Genomic DNA, 18,971 nt, shown 5'->3' on the forward strand with positions numbered 1-18,971 from the left:
GCCCGTAAGCCGCTGAGACAGGCTCCAGCCATGTAGGGTGATGTCTTCAATGTCTAATCCATTCAATCCCGGTGAACTGAGCGACTTCGATCTTCTGGAGCAGCATCCGTTCGAGCAAACTGATTACGATATTCTAAAGTCGTATGAGGCCGTCGTAGATGGCCTTGCCATGTTGATTGGCTCGCATTGCGAAATCGTCCTTCACTCACTGGAGGATTTGAACTGTTCGGCCGTGCGCATTGCTAACGGCGAGCACACAGGGCGTAAAGTGGGATCGCCCATTACGGATTTAGCGCTGCGCATGCTGCACGATATGCAGGGTGCAGACAGCAATGTTTCCCGCGCCTACTTTACCCGCGCGAAAAGTGGCGTGCTGATGAAGTCAGTGACCATCGCGATTCGTAACCGACAGCAGCGGGTGATTGGGCTGCTGTGTATCAATATGAACCTTGATGTTCCGTTTTCGCAGATTATGTCGACCTTTCTTCCGCCTGAGATGCATCAGGTTGACTCTAACGTCAACTTCGCCAGTTCGGTAGACGACCTGGTGATGCAAACCCTGGAATTTACTATTGAAGAGGTGAGCGCCGATCGCAACGTTTCTAATAATGCCAAGAATCGTCAGATCGTATTGAACCTGTATGAGAAAGGTATTTTTGACATCAAGGACGCGATTAATCAGGTGGCGGACCGCTTAAATATTTCTAAACACACCGTGTATCTGTACATCCGTCAGTTTAAAAATGGCGACTTTCAGGGGCAGGATCGCTAATGCGCTATGCGTTGTTAGTGACGGGACCGGCTTATGGCACGCAGCAGGCGACCAGCGCCTTGCTGTTTGCCAACGCGTTGCTGGCGGCGGGGCATCAGCTGGAAAGTGTCTTTTTTTATCGGGAGGGCGTGCTGAACGCCAATCAGCTGACTGCGCCCGCCAGTGATGAGTTTGATTTGGTGCGTGCCTGGCAAATCCTGAATCAGACACAAGGCGTGGCACTGAATATTTGTGTGGCGGCGGCACTCCGGCGTGGTGTAACAGATTCACGGGAAGCGTCAAGGCTGGCACTGCCAGGCGCGAACCTTCAGCCTGGTTTTACCCTGGCGGGATTAGGGGCGCTGGCGGAAGCATCACTGCGCTGCGAGCGGCTGGTGCAGTTCTGATGAATCGTATCGCATTTGTATTCACTCGTGCGCCGCATGGCAGCAGTGCGGGACGCGAAGGGCTGGATGCGGCGCTGGCTACTGGCGCGCTGAGTGACGATATCGGTCTGTTTTTTATTGGTGATGGTGTTTTGCAACTCAACAGTGAACAACAGCCAGAAAAAATTCTCAGCCGTCATTACGCCGCGACCTTTGGCGTGCTGTCGCTGTATGATATTGACCGGTGCTACCTGTGCAGAGAGTCGCTGAGGACGCGCGGTTTAACGGAAAATGCGCCGCGCATGTTAGATGCCGAGGTTCTGGATGCATCCGCTCTGCGGCAGACACTTGCAGACTACGACCGTATTTTGACTTTTTAAGAGCGCCCCATGTTGCATACGTTATTGCATTCACCGGCTTACAGCGATATTGAAAGCCTCACCTTGCTACTCTGTCCGGACGATGACCTGCTCATGCTGCAGGATGGCGTACTTGCGGCGATTGAGGGAAGCAGGGCGCTGGAACGGCTTCGCGCCTCTGGGGCGACACTCTGGGCACTTGAAGAAGATGTGCTCGCCCGTGGGTTGAGAACGCAAATTTCTCCCATTGTGCAGCCAGTAGACTATACTTTCTTCGTTGCGTTAACGGTAAAACATCGACAACAAATGGCCTGGTAATTCGTTAACCCCCTGGTTATTTCTTGACACCCTTTTGACACAGCCCTAAAATTCTGCCTCCTCGTAATTCTACGAGGTGATTTATTACGTGTTTACGAAGCAAAAAGCTAAATCCCAGGAGCTATTTAATGGCAACAGTTAACCAGCTGGTTCGCAAACCACGCGTCCGCAAAGTTGCAAAGAGCAACGTGCCGGCGCTGGAAGCTTGCCCGCAGAAACGTGGCGTTTGTACCCGTGTGTACACCACCACTCCTAAAAAACCAAACTCAGCACTGCGTAAAGTTTGCCGTGTGCGTTTGACTAACGGTTTTGAAGTTACCTCCTACATCGGTGGTGAAGGTCATAACCTGCAGGAACACTCCGTGATCCTGATCCGTGGCGGTCGTGTTAAAGACCTGCCAGGTGTGCGTTACCACACCGTTCGTGGCGCGCTGGACTGCTCAGGTGTTAAAGACCGTAAGCAGTCACGCTCCAAGTACGGCGTGAAGAAGCCAAAGGCTTAATGGTTCTCCGTTAAGTAAGGCCAAACGTTTTAACTTAAATGTCAAACTAAACTCGTAGAGTTTTGGACAATCCTGAATTAACAACGGAGTATTTCCATGCCACGTCGTCGCGTCATTGGTCAGCGTAAAATTCTGCCGGATCCTAAGTTCGGATCAGAGCTGCTGGCTAAATTTGTAAACATCCTGATGGTAGATGGTAAAAAATCTACTGCTGAATCTATCGTCTATACCGCGCTTGAGACCCTGGCTCAACGTGCTGGTAAAGATGGCCTGGAAGCTTTCGAGGTTGCTCTCGAAAACGTACGTCCGACTGTCGAAGTTAAGTCACGTCGCGTTGGTGGTTCAACCTACCAGGTTCCAGTTGAAGTCCGTCCGGTTCGTCGTAATGCCCTGGCAATGCGTTGGATCGTAGAAGCTGCTCGTAAACGCGGTGATAAATCTATGGCTTTACGCCTGGCGAACGAACTTTCTGATGCTGCAGAAAACAAAGGTACTGCAGTGAAGAAACGTGAAGACGTTCACCGTATGGCTGAAGCCAACAAGGCGTTCGCTCACTACCGCTGGTAACAGCTGCGTAGGTGTTATTAACCCAGCGGGCGTCCCAGTGGCTTACCTGCTGGGCTTTATTAACTTAGAACGTCTAAGAAACAGAGGAATCAAATGGCTCGTAAAACACCCATTGAGCGCTACCGTAACATCGGTATCAGTGCGCACATCGACGCCGGTAAGACTACCACTACCGAACGTGTTCTGTTCTACACCGGTGTAAACCACAAAATCGGTGAAGTTCATGACGGCGCAGCAACCATGGACTGGATGGAGCAGGAGCAGGAACGTGGTATTACCATCACGTCAGCTGCGACTACTTGCTACTGGTCTGGTATGGCTAAGCAGTTTGAACCGCACCACGTAAACATCATCGACACCCCGGGACACGTTGACTTCACCATCGAAGTTGAGCGTTCTATGCGTGTGCTTGATGGCGCAGTAATGGTTTACTGTGCAGTTGGTGGTGTTCAGCCACAGTCTGAAACCGTATGGCGCCAGGCTAACAAATATAAAGTTCCACGCATCGCGTTCGTTAACAAAATGGACCGCATGGGTGCTAACTTCCTGAAAGTTGTTGACCAGATGAAAGCGCGTCTGGGTGCAAACCCAGTCCCACTTCAGCTGGCTATCGGCGCAGAAGACAGCTTCACCGGTGTTGTTGACCTGGTGAAAATGAAAGCGATCAACTGGAACGATGAAGACCAGGGCGTGACCTTCGTATACGAAGACATTCCAGCCAACATGCAGGAACTGGCTGAAGAATGGCGTGCGAAACTGGTTGAAGCCGCAGCTGAAGGTTCTGACGAGCTGATGGAGAAATTCTTCGGCGGTGAAGAGCTGACAGAAGAAGAGATCAAAACTTCTCTGCGTAAGCGCGTTCTGAAAAACGAAATCATCCTGGTGACCTGTGGTTCTGCATTTAAGAACAAAGGTGTTCAGGCGATGCTGGATGCGGTTGTTGAATACCTGCCGGCACCGACTGACGTTACCGCGATCAACGGTATCCTGGACGACGGTAAAGACACGCCGGCTGAGCGTCATTCCGATGACAAAGAGCCGTTTGCTGCTCTGGCGTTTAAAATCGCTACCGACCCGTTTGTAGGTAACCTGACCTTCTTCCGCGTTTACTCTGGTGTGGTTAACACGGGTGATACCGTATTCAACCCGGTTAAGTCAAACCGTGAGCGTCTGGGCCGTATCGTTCAGATGCACGCCAACAAGCGTGAAGAAATCAAAGAAGTTCGTGCGGGCGATATCGCAGCAGCGATCGGCCTGAAGGACGTGACGACAGGTGACACCCTGTGTGACCCAGATAACGTCATCATCCTTGAGCGTATGGAATTCCCTGAGCCGGTAATTTCTATCGCCGTTGAGCCGAAAACCAAAGCTGACCAGGAAAAAATGGGTCTGGCTCTGGGTCGTCTGGCGAAAGAAGACCCGTCATTCCGCGTATGGACTGACGAAGAGTCTAACCAGACTATCATCGCGGGTATGGGTGAACTTCACCTCGATATCATCGTTGACCGTATGAAGCGTGAATTCAACGTTGAAGCAAACGTGGGTAAACCACAGGTTGCTTACCGTGAAGCTATCCGCTCTAAAGTCACCGGTATCGAAGGTAAACACGCCAAGCAGTCTGGTGGTCGTGGTCAGTACGGTCATGTTGTTATCGACATGTACCCACTGGAGCCAGGTTCGAACCCGAAAGGTTACGAATTTGTCAACGATATCAAAGGTGGTGTAATTCCTGGTGAATTCATCCCAGCCGTTGATAAAGGTATCCAGGAGCAGTTGAAATCAGGCCCACTGGCAGGTTATCCGGTTGTGGATCTGGGTGTTCGTCTGCACTTCGGTTCTTACCATGACGTTGACTCCTCTGAACTGGCGTTTAAACTGGCCGCGTCTATTGCCTTTAAAGATGGCTTTAAGAAAGCGCAGCCTGTTCTGCTTGAGCCTATCATGAAGGTTGAAGTTGAAACCCCAGAAGAGAACACCGGTGACGTAATCGGTGACCTTAGCCGTCGTCGTGGTATGCTCAAAGGGCAGGAATCTAACGCTACTGGCGTTCAGATCCACGCTGAAGTTCCGCTGTCTGAAATGTTCGGATATGCAACTCAGCTGCGCTCTCTGACCAAAGGTCGTGCTTCGTACTCCATGGAGTTCCTGAAGTATGACGACGCACCGAGCAACGTTGCGCAGGCCGTTATTGAAGCTCGTAGCAAATAAGCTACGGTTTAAATTTGAACTGATGCCTTCATCCAGAGTGATGAAGGCATAACGTAAGGAATATCGCCATGGCGAAAGAGCAATTTCAACGTAACAAACTGCACGTAAACGTGGGAACCATCGGTCACGTTGACCACGGTAAAACCACCCTGACTGCAGCGATCACCACCGTTCTGGCTAAAACCAACGGCGGCCAGGCACGTGCGTTCGATCAGATCGACAGCACCCCTGAAGAAAAAGCACGTGGTATCACCATCAACACTGCACACGTTGAGTATGAAACCCCGTCTCGCCACTACGCACACGTAGACTGCCCAGGCCACGCCGACTATGTTAAAAACATGATCACCGGTGCTGCGCAGATGGACGGCGCGATCCTGGTTGTTGCTGCGACTGACGGCCCAATGCCTCAGACTCGTGAGCACATCCTGCTGGGTCGTCAGGTAGGCGTTCCTTACATCATCGTGTTCCTGAACAAGTGTGACATGGTTGATGACGAAGAGCTGCTGGAACTGGTTGAGATGGAAGTTCGTGACCTGCTGTCACAGTACGACTTCCCGGGCGACGATACTCCAATCGTTCGCGGTTCAGCCCTGAAAGCGCTGGAAGGCAACCCAGAGTGGGAAGAGAAGATCGTTGAGCTGGCTGGTCACCTGGATAACTACATCCCGGATCCAGTACGTGCAATCGATATGCCGTTCCTGCTGCCAATCGAAGACGTCTTCTCAATCTCTGGCCGTGGTACTGTTGTAACCGGTCGTGTAGAGCGCGGTATCGTTAAAGTCGGCGACGAAGTTGAAATCGTGGGTATCAAAGATACTGCGAAATCAACCTGTACCGGTGTTGAAATGTTCCGTAAACTGCTGGACCAGGGTCAGGCAGGCGAAAACTGTGGTGTTCTGCTGCGCGGTATCAAGCGTGAAGACATCCAGCGTGGTCAGGTTCTGGCGAAGCCAGGCTCAATCAAGCCACACACCAAGTTCGAGTCAGAAGTTTACGTTCTGTCTAAAGACGAAGGTGGCCGCCATACTCCGTTCTTCAAGGGCTACCGTCCACAGTTCTACTTCCGTACCACAGACGTGACCGGTTCAGTAGAGCTGCCAGAAGGCGTTGAAATGGTTATGCCAGGCGACAACATCAAAATGGTTGTTACCCTGATTCACCCAATCGCAATGGACGAAGGTCTGCGCTTCGCAATCCGCGAAGGTGGCCGTACCGTTGGCGCGGGCGTTGTTGCTAAAGTTATCGCTTAATTGTGATATCTGATGTGGCCGCGTAAGCGGTCACCGCAAGACAGAAGAGAGCACTTTGGTGCTCTCTTTTTTTTGGGCTTAAACAGGCTACCTGAGCGTTTTCCCTACAAAGGGTAGGTTTGAAATAAAAACGATTCGCATTTACACTGTGTGCACGAAATAGACTGAGTGATAAAGAAATGTACGTCTGTCTGTGTAATGCCATTAGTGATAAGACCCTCCGTGAAGTCGTGCGCCGCTACCAGCCGAAATCTATTCAGCAGCTTCGCCAAATCGTGCCCGTGGGAAAGCAATGTGGAAAATGTATTCGGGATGCCCGCGCGATTATGGATGAAGAGATGCAGCACGTTCCGCTATATAAAGAAATCGCGTAAACGCCCAGACGCTGCTGACTTGATAATACCCACAACTTTCATCGCGTTTTTTTGACTTCTTTTTAACCGCATCTACGCTCAAATAAACATGAGCGGAGGAAGTGAAATGAAGGGCGATGCGAAAATCATAAGTCATCTCAATAAATTGTTAGGAAATGAACTGGTTGCGATTAATCAGTATTTTCTCCATGCGCGGATGTTCAAAAACTGGGGGCTGATGCGTCTTAATGACGTTGAGTACCACGAATCCATTGATGAAATGAAGCATGCGGACAAATACATTGAACGCATTCTGTTTCTTGAAGGCATTCCAAATCTGCAGGATCTGGGACGACTCAGGGTCGGAGAGGATGTGGAAGAGATGCTGCAGTCCGATCTTAACCTTGAACTTGAAGGCGCAAAAGATCTGCGCGAAGCGATAGCGTATGCCGACAAAATTCATGACTACGTCAGTCGGGATATGATGATCGAAATCCTTGCGGACGAAGAGCACCATATCGACTGGATCGAGACCGAACTCGATCTGATCAAAAAAATGGGCATTCAAAACTATCTTCAGGCGCAAATCAGAGACGAATGAGGCTTTGCAGGACGATCATTCCCCAGCCCGCGGCGGCCAGAAAAGGGCCAAAAGGAAGCGGGCTGTTCATATACAAGCGCTTGTGGATAATGCCCCTGACCGCAAAGGCAAGCAGGGCTGACACACTGGCTATTAAGGCAATCCACGGCAGAGCCTGCCAACCACACCATATGCCCAGTGCGGCAAAGAGTTTGATATCGCCGTTACCCAATCCCTCTTGATGCTTTATCTGACGATACAGCCAGGCCAGTAGCCAGAGTGAACCGTAACCTGCGACGGCACCGCCGACTGCCGAGGTGACAGAGAGCGGCGCAGCGAAAAAGAAGCGCGACAGTCCCAGCCAGAGTAAAGCGCCCGTCAGCACATCCGGCAGCAGGAAGTGGCGCTGGTCGATAACCGCAAGTAACAGAAGCAGGCAGGACGCCACCAGGATAAATGCTGCGGTGAGGGGGCACGCGTTAAACACGATCAGCAGCATCAGGCAAAGCAGGGCGCCCGTCAGCTCAAACAGCAGTGGCAGCACGCCGATAGCCTGGCCACAGGCACGACAGCGCCCCTGAAGACACAGCCAGCTAATTATGGGGATTTTATCGCGCCACAGGACGGGGGCCCGGCAAAGCATGCATTGCGAAGGTGGCGTCCACAGTGCGCGAAACCAGTCGGACGTTGACGCCGTGGGTGAGTAACGTTGGCAGGCCAGGGCAAGAGTGCTACCCAGGGCGGCGCCAAGGGCCGTAACAGTCAACAGGATGATAAGCACCGTATTGCCTCAAATGAACTGACATGTCGCTCCAGCCTGGCGGAAGGGCCATCTGACGTCGCGGGCAAGAAGAGCAGAGTGGAGCGTTCCTCACAGAGAAATTGCGGCTTTACATCTCTTATTCATCATTTTGTGCGGGCTGTGCCAGTACATCAGTTTGCACTTTTCACCGGCAAATTCCTGACATGGGTTGCTTCCTGAGCAAATATACGTATAATGCGCGGGCCTACCGATATTGGTAGGCGCGATTCGAGCTGAATCGCAGACGGCAGTATGTTGGGCCGTCTGACAATACTCCCAACTGTGGAGTTATATGCTGAACGATTACACTCTCCCATCAATCGTAATGGGTTCGAGTAGTAATTTTTTTCGTCTATAAAATGTTTGGAGCCTTGGTCTCATGTCGAACCAAAGAATCCGTATCCGTCTTAAAGCGTTTGATCATCGTCTGATCGATCAATCAACCGCGGAAATCGTCGAGACTGCCAAGCGCACTGGTGCGCAGGTACGTGGTCCGATCCCGCTGCCAACCCGCAAAGAGCGCTTTACCGTTCTGATCTCTCCGCACGTTAACAAAGATGCGCGTGATCAGTACGAAATTCGCACTCACAAGCGTCTGGTAGACATCGTTGAGCCAACTGAAAAAACCGTTGATGCTCTGATGCGTCTGGACCTGGCTGCCGGTGTTGACGTGCAGATCAGCCTGGGTTAATCAGGTCATCGAGCGATTGAGAGGTTGAAACAATGATTGGTTTAGTCGGTAAAAAAGTGGGTATGACCCGCATCTTCACTGAAGATGGCGTTTCTATCCCAGTAACCGTAATCGAAGTTGAAGCGAACCGCGTTACTCAGGTCAAAGGCCTGGAAAACGATGGTTACCAGGCAATTCAGGTTACCACCGGTGCTAAAAAAGCAAACCGTGTGACCAAACCTGAAGCTGGTCATTTTGCTAAAGCTGGCGTTGAAGCTGGCCGTGGCCTGTGGGAATTCCGCACCGCTGAAGGTGATGAGTATTCTGTAGGTCAGAGCATCAGCGTTGAAATTTTCGCTGACGTTAAAAAAGTAGACGTAACTGGCACCTCTAAAGGTAAAGGTTTCGCAGGTACCGTTAAGCGCTGGAACTTCCGTACCCAGGACGCTACCCACGGTAACTCCTTGTCTCACCGCGTTCCGGGTTCTATCGGTCAGAACCAGACTCCGGGCAAAGTGTTCAAAGGCAAGAAAATGGCAGGTCAGCTGGGTAATGAGCGCGTAACTGTTCAGAGCCTGGACGTAGTACGTGTTGACGCTGAGCGCAACCTGCTGCTGGTTAAAGGTGCAGTTCCCGGTGCTACCGGTAGCGACCTGATCGTTAAACCAGCTGTGAAGGCGTAAGGGGATAGCAATGGAATTAGTATTGAAAGACGCGCAGAGCGCGCTGACTGTTTCCGAAACTACCTTCGGTCGTGATTTCAACGAAGCGCTGGTTCACCAGGTTGTTGTTGCTTACGCATCAGGCGCCCGCCAGGGTACTCGCGCGCAGAAAACTCGCGCTGAAGTAACCGGTTCAGGCAAAAAGCCTTGGCGTCAGAAAGGCACCGGCCGTGCGCGTTCAGGTTCTGTAAAGAGCCCGATCTGGCGTTCAGGTGGCGTGACCTTTGCTGCTAAGCCACAAGACCACAGTCAAAAAGTAAACAAAAAGATGTACCGCGGCGCGCTGAAAAGCATCCTGTCCGAACTGGTACGTCAAGATCGTCTGATCGTTGTCGAGCAGTTCTCTGTTGAAGCACCGAAAACCAAGTTGCTGGCACAGAAGCTGAAAGACATGGCGCTGGAAGACGTGCTGATCATCACCGGCGAACTGGATGAAAATCTGTTCCTGGCTGCGCGTAACCTGTACAAGGTTGACGTGCGTGATGCAGCGGGTATCGACCCAGTTAGCCTGATCGCCTTCGACAAAGTCGTTATGACTGCTGATGCAGTTAAGCAAGTTGAGGAGATGCTGGCATGATCCGTGAAGAACGTCTGCTGAAAGTACTGCGCGCGCCGCACGTATCTGAAAAGGCATCTAGCGCGATGGAAAAAACCAACACCATCGTACTCAAAGTAGCTAAAGACGCGACTAAAGCAGAGATCGTTGCTGCTGTTGAGAAGCTGTTCGAAGTAGAAGTTAAAGACGTAAACACCCTGGTAGTTAAAGGTAAAGTTAAGCGTCACGGACAGCGTATCGGTCGTCGTAGCGACTGGAAAAAAGCTTACGTCACCCTGAAGGAAGGCCAGAATCTGGACTTCGTCGGCGGCGCTGAGTAAGTCGGAGGAGAAAGACAATGGCAGTTGTTAAATGTAAACCGACATCTCCGGGTCGTCGCCACGTCGTTAAAGTGGTGAACCCAGAGTTGCACAAGGGCAAGCCGTTTGCTCCATTGCTGGAAAAAAACAGCAAATCCGGTGGCCGCAACAACAACGGTCGCATCACTACCCGTCACATCGGTGGTGGTCATAAGCAGGCTTACCGTCTGGTTGACTTCAAACGCAACAAAGATGGTATCCCGGCAACCGTTGAACGTCTTGAGTACGATCCGAACCGCTCTGCGAACATCGCACTGGTTCTGTACAAAGACGGCGAACGCCGTTACATCCTGGCCCCTAAAGGCCTGAAAGCCGGCGACCAGATCCAATCTGGCGTTGATGCTGCGATCAAAGCAGGTAACACACTGCCGATGCGTAACATCCCGGTGGGTTCTACCGTTCACAACGTAGAAATGAAACCAGGCAAAGGCGGTCAGATTGCTCGCTCAGCCGGTGCTTACGTGCAGATCGTTGCGCGTGAAGGTTCCTACGTTACCCTGCGTCTGCGTTCAGGTGAAATGCGTAAAGTCGAAGCTGACTGCCGCGCGACTCTGGGCGAAGTCGGCAACGCTGAGCATATGCTGCGCGTTCTGGGTAAAGCCGGTGCAACCCGTTGGCGTGGTGTTCGTCCGACCGTTCGTGGTACCGCGATGAACCCAGTAGATCACCCGCACGGTGGTGGTGAAGGTCGTAACTTTGGTAAGCACCCGGTAACCCCGTGGGGCGTTCAGACCAAAGGTAAGAAGACCCGTAGCAACAAGCGTACCGATAAGTTTATCGTACGTCGCCGTAGCAAATAATATTAGAGGATAAGCCATGCCACGTTCTCTCAAGAAAGGTCCTTTTATTGACCTGCACTTGCTGAAGAAGGTAGAGAAAGCGGTGGAAAGCGGTGACAAGAAGCCTTTGCGCACTTGGTCCCGTCGTTCAACGATCTTTCCTAACATGATCGGTTTGACCATCGCTGTCCATAATGGTCGTCAGCACGTTCCTGTCTTTGTTTCCGACGAAATGGTTGGTCACAAACTGGGTGAATTCGCGCCGACACGTACTTATCGCGGTCACGCGGCTGATAAAAAAGCCAAGAAGAAATAAGTAGGAGGAAGAGATGGAAACTTTAGCTCAACATCGCCACGCTCGTTCTTCTGCTCAGAAGGTTCGCCTTGTTGCTGACCTGATCCGCGGTAAGAAAGTGTCGCAGGCACTGGACATTTTGACCTACACCAACAAAAAAGCGGCTGTACTGGTCAAGAAAGTTCTGGAATCTGCCATTGCTAACGCTGAACACAACGATGGCGCTGATATCGACGATCTGAAAGTCGCGAAAATTTTCGTCGACGAAGGCCCAAGCATGAAGCGCATTATGCCGCGTGCAAAAGGTCGTGCAGATCGCATCCTGAAGCGCACCAGCCACATTACTGTGGTTGTGTCCGATCGCTGAGACTCTGGAGACTAGCAATGGGTCAGAAAGTACATCCTAATGGTATTCGCCTGGGTATTGTAAAACCATGGAACTCTACCTGGTTTGCGAACACCAAAGAATTCGCTGACAACCTGGACAGCGACTTTAAAGTACGTCAGTACCTGACTAAGGAACTGGCTAAGGCGTCTGTATCTCGTATCGTTATCGAGCGTCCGGCTAAGAGCATCCGTGTGACCATTCACACCGCTCGTCCTGGCATCGTGATCGGTAAGAAAGGTGAAGACGTAGAAAAACTGCGCACGGTCGTCGCGAAAATCGCTGGCGTGCCTGCACAGATCAATATCGCCGAAGTCCGTAAACCGGAACTGGACGCAAAACTGGTTGCTGACAGCATCACTTCACAGCTGGAGCGTCGTGTGATGTTCCGTCGTGCTATGAAGCGTGCGGTTCAGAACGCCATGCGTCTGGGCGCGAAGGGTATCAAAGTTGAAGTTAGCGGCCGTCTGGGCGGCGCCGAGATCGCACGTACCGAATGGTACCGTGAAGGTCGCGTGCCGTTGCACACTCTGCGTGCTGACATTGACTACAACACCTCTGAAGCGCACACCACTTATGGTGTAATCGGCGTTAAGGTATGGATCTTCAAAGGCGAGATCCTGGGTGGTATGGCTGCTGTTGAACAACCGGAACCGGCTGCTCAACCTAAAAAGCAGCAGCGTAAAGGCCGTAAGTAAGGAGAGTCGCTATGTTACAACCAAAGCGTACGAAATTCCGTAAAGTGCACAAAGGCCGCAACCGTGGTCTGGCGCAGGGTACGGATGTTAGCTTCGGGACTTTCGGTCTGAAAGCTGTTGGCCGTGGTCGTCTGACTGCCCGTCAGATCGAAGCAGCACGTCGTGCTATGACCCGTGCAGTTAAGCGTCAAGGTAAGATCTGGATCCGTGTATTCCCGGACAAACCGATCACCGAGAAGCCGCTGGAAGTGCGTATGGGTAAAGGTAAGGGTAACGTCGAGTATTGGGTTGCCCTGATCCAGCCTGGTAAAGTCCTGTATGAAATGGACGGCGTACCAGAAGAGCTGGCCCGTGAAGCATTCAAGCTGGCAGCAGCAAAACTGCCTATCAAAACCACCTTTGTAACTAAGACGGTGATGTAATGAAAGCAACAGAGCTGCGTGAAAAAAGCGTTGAAGAGCTGAACACTGAGCTGCTTAATCTGCTGCGTGAGCAATTTAACCTGCGCATGCAGGCAGCATCTGGCCAACTGCAGCAGTCTCATCTGCTGAAGCAGGTTCGCCGTGATGTTGCGCGCGTTAAGACTTTACTGACTGAGAAGGCGGGTTCGTAATGACCGATAAAATCCGTACTCTGCAGGGTCGTGTTGTTAGTGACAAAATGCAGAAATCTGCGGTTGTTGCTATCGAGCGTTTCGTGAAGCATCCAATTTATGGAAAATTCATTAAGCGTACGACTAAGCTGCACATCCATGACGAGAACAACGAATGTGGAATCGGTGACGTGGTAGAAATCCGCGAATGCCGTCCACTGTCCAAGACTAAGTCCTGGACGCTGGTTCGCGTTGTAGAGAAAGCAATTCTGTAATAGAATCTGCCCTCTTTAAAAATCGAATGAACGGCTCGCAAGAGCCGTTCATTTTTTCTACCCATCTGCGAGAACCGGTGTTATAATGCCGCGCCCTCAATTATGGGGCTTTCAATCGACCTGAGGTCTAGGTCCCGAAGTAGTAGTTGACATTAGCGGAGCACTGAAATGATCCAAGAACAGACTATGCTGAACGTCGCCGACAACTCCGGTGCACGTCGCGTAATGTGTATCAAGGTTCTGGGTGGCTCGCACCGTCGCTACGCAGGCGTCGGCGACATCATTAAAGTTACCATCAAGGAAGCAATTCCACGTGGTAAAGTTAAAAAAGGTGATGTCCTGAAGGCGGTAGTGGTGCGCACCAGGAAGGGTGTTCGTCGCCCGGACGGTTCTGTCATTCGCTTCGATGGTAATGCATGCGTTATTTTAAACAATAACAGTGAGCAGCCTATCGGTACGCGTATTTTTGGGCCGGTAACTCGTGAACTTCGTACTGAAAAGTTCATGAAAATTATCTCTCTGGCACCAGAAGTACTCTAAGGAGCGAACAATGGCAGCTAAAATCCGTCGTAACGACGAAGTTATCGTGTTAACCGGTAAAGATAAAGGTAAGCGCGGTAAAGTTAAGAACGTCCTGTCTTCTGGCAAGGTCATCGTTGAAGGTATCAACCTGGTTAAGAAACATCAGAAGCCTGTTCCGGCTCTGAACCAACCAGGTGGCATCGTTGAAAAAGAAGCTGCTATTCAGGTTTCTAACGTTGCTCTCTTCAATGCGGCAACCGGTAAGGCTGACCGTGTAGGCTTTAGATTCGAAGACGGCAAAAAAGTCCGTTTCTTCAAGTCTAATAGCGAAACTATCAAGTAATTTGGAGTAGTACGATGGCGAAACTGCATGATTACTACAAAGACGAGGTAGTCCAGAAACTCATGTCTGAGTTCGGCTACAATTCTGTCATGCAAGTCCCTCGGGTCGAGAAGATCACCCTGAACATGGGTGTTGGTGAAGCGATCGCTGACAAGAAACTGCTGGATAACGCAGCAGCTGACCTGGCAGCAATCTCCGGTCAAAAACCGTTGATCACCAAAGCACGCAAATCAGTTGCAGGCTTCAAAATCCGTCAGGGCTATCCGATCGGCTGTAAAGTAACTCTGCGTGGCGAACGCATGTGGGAGTTCTTTGAGCGTCTGATCACCATTGCTGTACCGCGTATCCGTGACTTCCGTGGCTTGTCCGCTAAGTCATTCGATGGTCGTGGCAACTACAGCATGGGTGTACGTGAGCAGATCATCTTCCCAGAAATCGACTACGACAAAGTCGATCGCGTTCGTGGTTTGGATATTACCATTACCACTACTGCGAAATCTGATGATGAAGGCCGTGCTCTGCTGGCTGCCTTTGACTTCCCGTTCCGTAAGTAAGGTAGGGTTACTTAATGGCTAAGCAATCTATGAAAGCACGCGAAGTTAAGCGTGTGAAATTAGCAGACAAATTCTTCGCAAAACGCGCTGAACTGAAAGCGATCATTTCTGATGTGAACGCTTCCGACGAAGACCGTTGGGATGCCGTTCTCAAGCTGCAGAGTCTGCCGCGTGATTCCAGCCCTTCACGTCAGCGTAACCGCTGCCGTCAAACAGGTCGTCCGCACGGTTTCCTGCGGAAGTTTGGGTTGAGCCGTATCAAGGTCCGTGAAGCCGCCATGCGCGGTGAAATCCCGGGTCTGAAAAAGGCTAGCTGGTAATTGTCACCAATTGAATCACGGGAGTAACACAGATGAGCATGCAAGATCCGATCGCGGATATGCTGACCCGTATCCGTAACGGTCAGGCCGCGAACAAAGTTGCGGTCACCATGCCCTCCTCCAAGCTGAAATTGGCAATTGCCAACGTGCTGAAGGAAGAAGGCTTTATTGAAGATTTTAAAATCGAAGGCGACACCAAGCTGGAACTGGAACTGACTCTTAAGTATTTCCAGGGTAAAGCGGTTGTGGAAAGCATTCAGCGAGTAAGCCGTCCCGGCCTGCGCATCTATAAGAAAAAAGATGAGCTGCCAAAGGTAATGGCTGGTATGGGTATCGCTGTCATTTCTACATCGAAAGGTGTTATGACTGATCGTGCAGCGCGCCAGGCTGGTCTTGGTGGCGAAATTATCTGCTACGTAGCGTAATCGGAGGAATAAAATGTCTCGTGTTGCTAAAGCACCTGTCGTTATTCCTGCCGGCGTAGAGGTAAAACTCAACGGTCAGGTAATTTCGATTAAAGGTAAAAACGGCGAGCTGACTCGTACTATCAATGATGCTGTTGAAGTTAAGCATGCTGACAACGCTCTGACTTTCGCTCCGCGCGAAGGCTTCGTTGACGGCTGGGCGCAGGCGGGTACTTCTCGCGCGCTGCTGAACGCAATGGTTATCGGTGTTACCGAAGGCTTCACTAAGAAGCTGCAGCTGGTTGGTGTTGGTTATCGTGCTGCCGTTAAAGGCAACGTAGTTAACCTGTCTCTGGGCTTTTCTCATCCAGTTGATCACCAGCTGCCCGCGGGTATCACTGCAGAGTGTCCGACTCAGACTGAAATCGTGCTGAAAGGCGCTGATAAGCAGGTGATCGGCCAGGTTGCAGCTGACTTGCGCGCCTACCGTCGTCCTGAGCCTTATAAAGGCAAGGGTGTCCGTTACGCCGACGAAGTCGTGCGTACCAAAGAGGCTAAGAAGAAGTAAGGTAACACTATGGATAAGAAATCTGCTCGTATCCGTCGTGCGACCCGTGCACGTCGCAAGCTCAAAGAGCTGGGTGCTACTCGCCTGGTGGTACATCGTACCCCGCGTCACATTTACGCACAGGTAATCGCCCCGAACGGTTCCGAAGTTCTGGTTGCTGCTTCTACTGTAGAAAAAGCTATCACTGAACAACTGAAGTATACCGGTAATAAAGAAGCCGCTGCTGCTGTAGGTAAAGCTATTGCAGAACGCGCAATCGAAAAAGGCATCACTGGTGTTTCTTTCGACCGTTCCGGTTTCCAATATCATGGTCGCGTCCAGGCACTGGCAGATGCTGCCCGTGAAGCTGGCCTTCAGTTCTAAGGTAGAGGTCTAAGATGGCACACATCGAGAAACAAGCTGGCGAACTGCAGGAAAAACTGATCGCGGTAAACCGTGTATCTAAAACTGTAAAAGGTGGTCGTATTTTCTCCTTCACCGCACTGACTGTAGTGGGTGATGGTAACGGTCGCGTTGGTTTTGGTTACGGTAAAGCGCGTGAAGTTCCAGCAGCGATCCAGAAAGCGATGGAGAAAGCCCGTCGCAACATGGTTAATGTCGCGCTGATCAACGGCACCCTGCAGCACCCTGTTAAAGGTGCGCACACTGGGTCCCGTGTGTTCATGCAGCCGGCTTCCGAAGGTACCGGTATCATCGCCGGTGGTGCAATGCGCGCCGTTCTGGAAGTCGCTGGAGTACATAACGTTCTGGCAAAAGCCTATGGTTCTACTAACCCGATTAACGTGGTTCGTGCAACTATCGACGGCCTGGGCAATATGAAGTCTCCGGAAATGGTCGCTGCTAAGCGTGGTAAATCCGTTGAAGAAATTCTGGGGTAATCACGATGGCTAAGACTATTAAAATCACTCAAACCCGTAGTTCAATCGGCCGCTTGCCTAAGCATAAAGCCACTCTGGTTGGCCTGGGTCTGCGTCGTATTGGTCATACCGTAGAGCGTGAAGACACGCCAGCAGTACGCGGTATGGTCAACGCGGTTTCCTACATGGTTAAAGTGGAGGAGTAAGAGATGCGTTTAAATACTCTGTCTCCGGCCGAAGGGTCTAAGCACGCTACCAAGCGTCTGGGTCGTGGTATCGGTTCTGGCCTCGGAAAAACCGGTGGTCGTGGTCACAAAGGTCAGAACTCACGTTCTGGCGGTGGCGTACGTCGCGGTTTCGAAGGTGGTCAGATGCCTCTGTACCGTCGTCTGCCGAAGTTCGGTTTCACCTCTCGCAAAGCAATGATCACCACAGAGATTCGTCTGTCTGATCTGGCGAAAGTTGAAGGCGGTATTGTCGACCTGAACGCGCTGAAAGCAGCCAACATTGTCGGTGTCCAGATTGAATTCGTTAAAGTCATTCTGTCTGGTGAAGTTTCTGCACCGGTAACGGTTCGCGGCCTGCGTGTCACCAAAGGTGCTCGTGCTGCAATCGAAGCTGCTGGCGGTAAAATCGAGGAATAAGTAGCAGATGGCTAAACAACCGGGATTAGATTTTCAAAGTGCCAAAGGTGGCTTTGGTGAACTGAAACGCAGACTGCTGTTTGTTATCGGTGCACTGATTGTCTTCCGTATTGGCTCTTTCATTCCGATCCCTGGTATTGATGCCACTGTACTTGCCAAACTGCTTGAGCAACAGCGTGGCACCATCATTGAAATGTTCAACATGTTCTCTGGTGGTGCTCTCAGCCGTGCTTCTATTTTTGCCCTGGGTATCATGCCGTATATTTCGGCATCGATTATTATCCAGCTGTTAACGGTGGTTCATCCTGCCTTAGCAGAAATCAAGAAAGAAGGGGAGGCTGGCCGTCGTAAGATTAGCCAGTACACCCGTTACGGTACGTTGGTATTGGCCATATTCCAGTCAATCGGTATCGCTACCGGTTTACCGAATATGCCTGGTATGCAAGGCCTGGTGATGAATCCAGGCTTTGCATTCTATTTTACCGCTGTTGTGAGTCTGGTTACCGGGACAATGTTCCTGATGTGGCTGGGCGAACAGATTACTGAACGTGGTATCGGTAACGGTATTTCGATCATTATCTTCGCCGGTATTGTTGCGGGTCTTCCGCCGGCCATTGGCCATACCATCGAGCAAGCGCGGCAAGGTGACCTGCACTTCCTTCTGTTGCTGTTGGTTGCAGTTCTCGTATTTGCAGTGACCTTCTTTGTTATTTTTGTTGAGCGTGGTCAACGCCGCATCGTGGTGAACTATGCGAAACGTCAACAAGGTCGCCGTGTTTACGCTGCACAGAGCACACATTTACCGTTGAAAGTGAACATGGCAGGGGTTATCCCGGCAATCTTCGCTTCCAGCATTATTCTGTTCCCGGCAACGATTGCATCGTGGTTCGGGGGCGGTACCGGTTGGAACTGGCTGACAACAATTTCGATGTATTTGCAGCCAGGACAGCCGCTTTATGTGCTACTCTATGCGACTGCTATCATCTTCTTCTGTTTCTTCTACACGGCGTTGGTTTTCAACCCGCGTGAAACAGCAGATAACCTGAAGAAGTCTGGTGCATTCGTACCGGGAATTCGTCCGGGAGAGCAAACGGCGAAGTATATCGATAAAGTAATGACGCGGTTAACCTTAATCGGTGCCCTCTACATTACCTTTATCTGCCTTATCCCGGAGTTCATGCGTGATGCGATGAAAGTTCCTTTCTACTTTGGCGGTACATCACTGCTCATCGTAGTGGTCGTCATCATGGACTTTATGGCTCAAGTGCAAACTCTGATGATGTCAAGTCAGTACGAGTCTGCATTGAAGAAAGCTAACCTGAAGGGCTACGGCCGTTAATTCAGGTGG

The 18,971-nt window shown here is 51.1% G+C and carries 33 protein-coding genes; 32 read left to right on the forward strand and 1 reads right to left on the reverse strand.

What is annotated here, in order from left to right:
- Nucleotides 1-49 precede the first annotated feature (49 nt).
- The 10 genes from GKC68_RS02565 (at nucleotide 50) to bfr (ending at nucleotide 7,299) form a co-directional block, all read left to right on the forward strand.
- Entirely contained in the window at nucleotides 50-772 is a 723-nt protein-coding gene (locus GKC68_RS02565; protein ID WP_014604869.1) for a transcriptional regulator, read from the forward strand.
- Nucleotides 772-1,158 (forward strand): sulfurtransferase complex subunit TusD, encoded by a 387-nt coding sequence (gene tusD / locus GKC68_RS02570; RefSeq protein ID WP_064365845.1) that lies wholly within the window; start codon nucleotides 772-774, stop codon nucleotides 1,156-1,158. Before GKC68_RS02565 ends, tusD begins: the two co-directional genes overlap by 1 nt.
- Complete coding sequence (gene tusC, locus GKC68_RS02575; RefSeq protein ID WP_064365846.1) at nucleotides 1,158-1,517, forward strand: sulfurtransferase complex subunit TusC; 360 nt, start codon at nucleotides 1,158-1,160, stop codon at nucleotides 1,515-1,517. The genes tusD and tusC overlap by 1 nt, the downstream gene beginning before the upstream one ends.
- Before the next feature lie 9 nt (nucleotides 1,518-1,526).
- A complete protein-coding gene (gene tusB / locus GKC68_RS02580; protein WP_064365847.1) occupies nucleotides 1,527-1,814 on the forward strand; it encodes a sulfurtransferase complex subunit TusB in 288 nt (95 codons plus the stop codon).
- 128 nt (nucleotides 1,815-1,942) lie between these two features.
- Nucleotides 1,943-2,317 (forward strand): 30S ribosomal protein S12, encoded by a 375-nt coding sequence (rpsL, locus tag GKC68_RS02585; RefSeq protein WP_006120575.1) that lies wholly within the window; start codon nucleotides 1,943-1,945, stop codon nucleotides 2,315-2,317.
- 96 nt (nucleotides 2,318-2,413) lie between these two features.
- A complete protein-coding gene (rpsG, locus tag GKC68_RS02590; RefSeq protein ID WP_006120576.1) occupies nucleotides 2,414-2,884 on the forward strand; it encodes a 30S ribosomal protein S7 in 471 nt (156 codons plus the stop codon).
- 93 nt (nucleotides 2,885-2,977) lie between these two features.
- Nucleotides 2,978-5,092, forward strand: a complete 2,115-nt coding sequence (gene fusA, locus GKC68_RS02595; protein ID WP_028724362.1) for an elongation factor G — start codon at nucleotides 2,978-2,980, stop codon at nucleotides 5,090-5,092.
- A gap of 68 nt (nucleotides 5,093-5,160) precedes the next feature.
- Entirely contained in the window at nucleotides 5,161-6,345 is a 1,185-nt protein-coding gene (gene tuf, locus GKC68_RS02600) for an elongation factor Tu (RefSeq protein ID WP_013027471.1), read from the forward strand.
- A gap of 179 nt (nucleotides 6,346-6,524) precedes the next feature.
- Nucleotides 6,525-6,719 (forward strand): bacterioferritin-associated ferredoxin, encoded by a 195-nt coding sequence (gene bfd / locus GKC68_RS02605; protein WP_028722843.1) that lies wholly within the window; start codon nucleotides 6,525-6,527, stop codon nucleotides 6,717-6,719.
- Nucleotides 6,720-6,825: 106 nt separating this feature from the next.
- Complete coding sequence (gene bfr / locus GKC68_RS02610) at nucleotides 6,826-7,299, forward strand: bacterioferritin (protein ID WP_014604871.1); 474 nt, start codon at nucleotides 6,826-6,828, stop codon at nucleotides 7,297-7,299.
- Here the strand turns inward: bfr and GKC68_RS02615 are convergent.
- On the reverse strand, nucleotides 7,286-8,059 hold the full coding sequence (locus tag GKC68_RS02615; RefSeq protein WP_342656558.1) for an A24 family peptidase: 774 nt from the start codon (nucleotides 8,057-8,059) through the stop codon (nucleotides 7,286-7,288). The two genes, bfr and GKC68_RS02615, sit on opposite strands and share 14 nt — an antisense overlap.
- Before the next feature lie 400 nt (nucleotides 8,060-8,459).
- Between GKC68_RS02615 and rpsJ the strand changes: the two genes are divergently transcribed.
- From rpsJ to secY, 22 genes are all read left to right on the forward strand, one after another.
- A complete protein-coding gene (rpsJ, locus tag GKC68_RS02620; protein WP_006120582.1) occupies nucleotides 8,460-8,771 on the forward strand; it encodes a 30S ribosomal protein S10 in 312 nt (103 codons plus the stop codon).
- Between the two features lie 32 nt (nucleotides 8,772-8,803).
- Nucleotides 8,804-9,433 (forward strand): 50S ribosomal protein L3, encoded by a 630-nt coding sequence (gene rplC / locus GKC68_RS02625; RefSeq protein ID WP_006120583.1) that lies wholly within the window; start codon nucleotides 8,804-8,806, stop codon nucleotides 9,431-9,433.
- A gap of 10 nt (nucleotides 9,434-9,443) precedes the next feature.
- Nucleotides 9,444-10,049: a 50S ribosomal protein L4 gene (rplD, locus tag GKC68_RS02630; RefSeq protein ID WP_006120584.1), complete on the forward strand. Its 606-nt coding sequence runs from the start codon at nucleotides 9,444-9,446 to the stop codon at nucleotides 10,047-10,049.
- Nucleotides 10,046-10,348: a 50S ribosomal protein L23 gene (gene rplW / locus GKC68_RS02635; protein WP_006120585.1), complete on the forward strand. Its 303-nt coding sequence runs from the start codon at nucleotides 10,046-10,048 to the stop codon at nucleotides 10,346-10,348. Before rplD ends, rplW begins: the two co-directional genes overlap by 4 nt.
- A 17-nt stretch (nucleotides 10,349-10,365) precedes the next feature.
- Nucleotides 10,366-11,187, forward strand: coding sequence for a 50S ribosomal protein L2 (gene rplB / locus GKC68_RS02640; protein ID WP_006120586.1), 822 nt, complete (start codon nucleotides 10,366-10,368; stop codon nucleotides 11,185-11,187).
- Between the two features lie 16 nt (nucleotides 11,188-11,203).
- Nucleotides 11,204-11,482 (forward strand): 30S ribosomal protein S19, encoded by a 279-nt coding sequence (gene rpsS / locus GKC68_RS02645; protein WP_001138115.1) that lies wholly within the window; start codon nucleotides 11,204-11,206, stop codon nucleotides 11,480-11,482.
- A gap of 13 nt (nucleotides 11,483-11,495) precedes the next feature.
- On the forward strand, nucleotides 11,496-11,828 hold the full coding sequence (gene rplV, locus GKC68_RS02650; protein WP_002919773.1) for a 50S ribosomal protein L22: 333 nt from the start codon (nucleotides 11,496-11,498) through the stop codon (nucleotides 11,826-11,828).
- Nucleotides 11,829-11,845: 17 nt separating this feature from the next.
- Nucleotides 11,846-12,544, forward strand: coding sequence for a 30S ribosomal protein S3 (rpsC, locus tag GKC68_RS02655; protein WP_006120587.1), 699 nt, complete (start codon nucleotides 11,846-11,848; stop codon nucleotides 12,542-12,544).
- Nucleotides 12,545-12,555: 11 nt separating this feature from the next.
- Complete coding sequence (rplP, locus tag GKC68_RS02660) at nucleotides 12,556-12,966, forward strand: 50S ribosomal protein L16 (protein ID WP_002438716.1); 411 nt, start codon at nucleotides 12,556-12,558, stop codon at nucleotides 12,964-12,966.
- Nucleotides 12,966-13,157, forward strand: a complete 192-nt coding sequence (gene rpmC, locus GKC68_RS02665) for a 50S ribosomal protein L29 (RefSeq protein ID WP_006120588.1) — start codon at nucleotides 12,966-12,968, stop codon at nucleotides 13,155-13,157. The genes rplP and rpmC overlap by 1 nt, the downstream gene beginning before the upstream one ends.
- Entirely contained in the window at nucleotides 13,157-13,411 is a 255-nt protein-coding gene (gene rpsQ / locus GKC68_RS02670) for a 30S ribosomal protein S17 (RefSeq protein ID WP_006120589.1), read from the forward strand. Before rpmC ends, rpsQ begins: the two co-directional genes overlap by 1 nt.
- Nucleotides 13,412-13,579: 168 nt before the next feature.
- Entirely contained in the window at nucleotides 13,580-13,951 is a 372-nt protein-coding gene (gene rplN, locus GKC68_RS02675) for a 50S ribosomal protein L14 (protein WP_006120590.1), read from the forward strand.
- A gap of 10 nt (nucleotides 13,952-13,961) precedes the next feature.
- Entirely contained in the window at nucleotides 13,962-14,276 is a 315-nt protein-coding gene (gene rplX / locus GKC68_RS02680; protein WP_003850150.1) for a 50S ribosomal protein L24, read from the forward strand.
- Nucleotides 14,277-14,290: 14 nt separating this feature from the next.
- The gene (gene rplE, locus GKC68_RS02685) at nucleotides 14,291-14,830 is read left to right on the forward strand and encodes a 50S ribosomal protein L5 (RefSeq protein WP_006120591.1); all 540 of its coding nucleotides are present in this window, start codon (nucleotides 14,291-14,293) and stop codon (nucleotides 14,828-14,830) included.
- Nucleotides 14,831-14,844: 14 nt separating this feature from the next.
- Nucleotides 14,845-15,150 (forward strand): 30S ribosomal protein S14, encoded by a 306-nt coding sequence (gene rpsN / locus GKC68_RS02690; RefSeq protein WP_006120592.1) that lies wholly within the window; start codon nucleotides 14,845-14,847, stop codon nucleotides 15,148-15,150.
- A 32-nt stretch (nucleotides 15,151-15,182) separates the two neighbouring features.
- Nucleotides 15,183-15,575, forward strand: a complete 393-nt coding sequence (rpsH, locus tag GKC68_RS02695; RefSeq protein ID WP_006120593.1) for a 30S ribosomal protein S8 — start codon at nucleotides 15,183-15,185, stop codon at nucleotides 15,573-15,575.
- Nucleotides 15,576-15,588: 13 nt separating this feature from the next.
- Nucleotides 15,589-16,122, forward strand: a complete 534-nt coding sequence (rplF, locus tag GKC68_RS02700; protein WP_013027464.1) for a 50S ribosomal protein L6 — start codon at nucleotides 15,589-15,591, stop codon at nucleotides 16,120-16,122.
- A gap of 9 nt (nucleotides 16,123-16,131) precedes the next feature.
- The gene (gene rplR, locus GKC68_RS02705; RefSeq protein WP_003850163.1) at nucleotides 16,132-16,485 is read left to right on the forward strand and encodes a 50S ribosomal protein L18; all 354 of its coding nucleotides are present in this window, start codon (nucleotides 16,132-16,134) and stop codon (nucleotides 16,483-16,485) included.
- A 14-nt stretch (nucleotides 16,486-16,499) separates the two neighbouring features.
- Nucleotides 16,500-17,000, forward strand: a complete 501-nt coding sequence (gene rpsE, locus GKC68_RS02710) for a 30S ribosomal protein S5 (protein WP_006120595.1) — start codon at nucleotides 16,500-16,502, stop codon at nucleotides 16,998-17,000.
- 5 nt (nucleotides 17,001-17,005) lie between these two features.
- Entirely contained in the window at nucleotides 17,006-17,185 is a 180-nt protein-coding gene (gene rpmD / locus GKC68_RS02715; RefSeq protein ID WP_003850166.1) for a 50S ribosomal protein L30, read from the forward strand.
- A 3-nt stretch (nucleotides 17,186-17,188) separates the two neighbouring features.
- Nucleotides 17,189-17,623, forward strand: coding sequence for a 50S ribosomal protein L15 (gene rplO / locus GKC68_RS02720; RefSeq protein WP_009087579.1), 435 nt, complete (start codon nucleotides 17,189-17,191; stop codon nucleotides 17,621-17,623).
- 7 nt (nucleotides 17,624-17,630) lie between these two features.
- Nucleotides 17,631-18,962, forward strand: coding sequence for a preprotein translocase subunit SecY (gene secY / locus GKC68_RS02725; RefSeq protein WP_013027461.1), 1,332 nt, complete (start codon nucleotides 17,631-17,633; stop codon nucleotides 18,960-18,962).
- Nucleotides 18,963-18,971: the final 9 nt, after the last annotated feature.

The sequence above is a fragment of the Pantoea sp. RSPAM1 genome, from assembly GCF_038816185.1.
Classification (GTDB): Bacteria; Pseudomonadota; Gammaproteobacteria; order Enterobacterales; family Enterobacteriaceae; genus Pantoea; species Pantoea ananatis.